This window comes from Desulfococcus sp. (assembly GCF_050178255.1).
Taxonomy (GTDB): Bacteria; Desulfobacterota; Desulfobacteria; order Desulfobacterales; family Desulfococcaceae; genus Desulfococcus; species Desulfococcus multivorans.
Genome location: NZ_JBFXGG010000193.1, coordinates 1 through 3,013, shown reverse-complemented (window position 1 = coordinate 3,013; position 3,013 = coordinate 1). Strand labels below are relative to the sequence as shown.

Here is a 3,013-nt window from a genome sequence, read left to right as displayed (position 1 = left end):
ATGATCATGAATGCACAGGAAATTATGAACAGAGAGGATTTCAAGCGGTGCGCGGCCTTCCACGGCCATGTCTGCCCGGGCCTGTCCATCGGTTATCGGGCCGCCAGGGCCGCCATGGCGTGGCTGGCGGAGCGCCGGTCCGAGGACGAGGAGATCGTGGCCGTGGTGGAAACGGACGCCTGCTCCGCCGATGCGGTCCAGGTCCTGACCGGCTGCACATTCGGCAAGGGCAATTTTATCTACAAGGACCACGGCAAGATGGTGCTGACCCTCCTGAGCCGGAAGACGGGACAGGGGGTGCGGGTGGCCCTGCGTCCCGAAGCCTTTTCGCCGGATGCGGAGCATACCGCTCTGATCCGAAAGGTGATGGCCGGGGAGGCGAGCGAAGCGGAGAGGACGCGTTTCGAGGAACTCCACCTGAAACGGACCCGGGATCTTCTGGAGGCCCCCACCGAGGCCCTTTTCAACCTGACGCCGGCGGAGACGCCCATGCCTGCAAAAGCCCGGATCGAACCTTCTGCGCTTTGCGCCCGTTGCGGCGAGCCGACCATGCCGTCTAAGATGGAAACCGTGGATGGACGGCAGATTTGCCGGGGATGCCTGTAAGAGCTTGTCGTGGATCGGAAATCCAGGCGTCGCCCGGAGAGGCTCAGGCCCGAAACGGCTTGACTTCTTCGCGGATCCGGATTAAAGAAATCGAAGGTGAACCCGCGGCAGAAGCCGCGGGATCCGGAAATCCGCCGGAAATGTAAACCGGAAATATAAAAGAAATCGATCGTCAAACCAGCCACGAAGGCTCCGTCTCCGAAGATCGGGGAGGCGCCGTCGTGGCTGGTTTTGTTTGTGAGGGGAGGTATTATGGGGAGTGTATCGGGTATGGATGGCGCGGTTGGAACGGCTACCCGAGCCTATCGACTTGCCGGCCGCCGGAAACGGATGCTGCTCTCGGTTTTGGGCGGAGGGATTCTGGTCCTGGCGTTTTGGGCCGTCACCCAGGGTGCCTACGAGCTGACGCTGGATCGGATCTTCCGGGCGCTTACCGGCGAACTCTCGCCGGCGGAATCGGTGGTGATCTGGAATATCCGGCTCCCCCGGATTTTCGCGGCGATGGTGATGGGTTGGGGGCTTGCCGTTTCGGGTCTCGGCATTCAGTCGCTTCTCAAGAATCCCCTGGGTTCCCCCGCCACGCTGGGCATCAGTCAGGGCGCGGCTTTCGGGGCGGCGTCGGCCATCGTGGTTTTCAGCAGCAGCATGATGTCGGCAACGGCCTTTGCGTTCATCGGGGCAATGGTCGCCACGGGGATCATCCTCCTCCTGGCCCGTCTCAAGCGGCTCGCCCCCGAGGCCGTCATTCTGGCCGGTGTGGCCCTGTCATCCCTCTTCACATCGGCGACGATGCTGATCCAGTACCTTGCCACCGAGACCGAGCTGGCCGTTGTGGTCTTCTGGACCTTCGGCGACGTGGCCCGGTCCGACTGGCGGGACATCGGGATTGCGACCGTCGCCGTTGCCGTCGTCACCCTCTTTTTCATGATCCGGCGATGGGATCTGAACGCCCTTGCCTCCGGAGAAGAGACGGCCTGCGGCCTGGGGGTGAACGTCGACCGGATGCGACTCCAGGGCATGGCGGCGGCCGCTCTCGTGGCGGCTTTGGCCACGGCCTTCTGCGGGGTGATCGCCTTTGTCGGTTTGATAGCCCCCCACATGGCCCGTCGCCTCGTGGGGGCCGACCACTCGCTGTTGATCCCCTTTTCGGGCGTGCTGGGGGCCCTCCTGCTGCTGTCGGCCGATACGCTGGGCCGGGTGGTGGTCGGTTCGGGCGCCATGCCCGTGGGCGTCGTGACCTCTTTCCTGGGTGCGCCCATGTTTCTCTATCTGCTCATCCGCGGATACCGGTAGAGGCGGGGACATGGCTGAAGACGGCGTGATTCTCGATGTTTCCGGGATTCGGTTTTCCTATAACAGCCGTCCGGTGCTCGCCCAGGTCGGCTTCTCGCTCGGTCCCGGCCGGGTACTGGCGGTGCTGGGCAAAAACGGCGCCGGCAAATCGACCCTCCTCAAATGTCTCAACCGGATTCTTCACCCCCAGTCCGGCGACATCCTTCTCGAGGGAGAGAACCTGTCGACCTTGTCCCGCAGGGAGACGGCGCGCCGCGTGGGCTACGTCCCCCAGCGCCATGGGACCGATCGCCTGACGGTCTATGAAACCGTCCTTCTGGGGCGAAAGCCTCACATGGGCCTCACCGTCTCGGCTGACGATTTTCGCAGGGTGGAGGATATCCTGGAACATATGGGTCTCACCCGCCTCTCCACCCGGCCGGTCTCCGATCTGAGCGGCGGCGAGGCCCAGAAGGTGATGATCGCCCGGGCGCTGGCCCAGTCCCCCAGGGCGCTCCTTCTGGATGAACCCACGAGCAACCTGGATCTCAGGAATCAATTGGAGGTGATGGACCTCATTCGCGCCATCGCCCTGAACCAGGGTCTTTCGGTCGTGGTTTCCATTCATGATCTCAATCTGGCCGTCCGCTTTGCCGATGCCTTCCTGTTTCTCAAGGATCACCGGGTTCACGCCATGGTGGAAAAAGAGGACCTGACCGCCGATATCATCCGTGAGGTATACGGTGTTGCGGTCTCCCTCCGACAGCTGGACGGCAGAACCGTAGTCATACCGCTGTAATCCCCAAGGAGGTCGTATGAAACTTTTCAGATGGACAGCCTGGCTTTTTATCGCCCTGGTGTCGGTGTGGGGGACTGCCGCGGCCGACACCGTGACGGTGACGGACATGGCCGGTCGGACCGTGACGGCGCCCCAGGGTCCCGACCGGATCGTCGCTGTCGGGCCGGGGGCCTTGCGCCTGATGGTCTATCTCGAAGCCCAGGACAAGGTGACGGCCGTGGAGGAGATGGAGAAGCTGAACCCCACGGGACGGCCGTACTGGATTGCCCACCCGGAGCTGGCGCGGTTGCCCCGCTGCGGTCCGGGCGGCCCTTCGGCCATCAACAAGAAGCCGGA

The 3,013-nt window shown here is 63.4% G+C and carries 3 protein-coding genes and 1 pseudogene; all 4 read left to right on the top strand.

Features of this window, described 5'->3' with window-relative positions:
• Positions 1-606: FmdE family protein (locus AB7S84_RS17075; protein ID WP_428156000.1), on the top strand; the 606-nt coding region annotated here is incomplete at its 5' end.
• Positions 607-858: 252 nt separating this feature from the next.
• Entirely contained in the window at positions 859-1,899 is a 1,041-nt protein-coding gene (locus tag AB7S84_RS17070) for a FecCD family ABC transporter permease (protein ID WP_020877231.1), read from the top strand.
• A 10-nt stretch (positions 1,900-1,909) separates the two neighbouring features.
• Complete coding sequence (locus tag AB7S84_RS17065) at positions 1,910-2,677, top strand: ABC transporter ATP-binding protein (protein ID WP_020877232.1); 768 nt, start codon at positions 1,910-1,912, stop codon at positions 2,675-2,677.
• A 16-nt stretch (positions 2,678-2,693) separates the two neighbouring features.
• Positions 2,694-3,013, top strand: a pseudogene (locus tag AB7S84_RS17060) (iron ABC transporter substrate-binding protein); the annotation flags it as partial.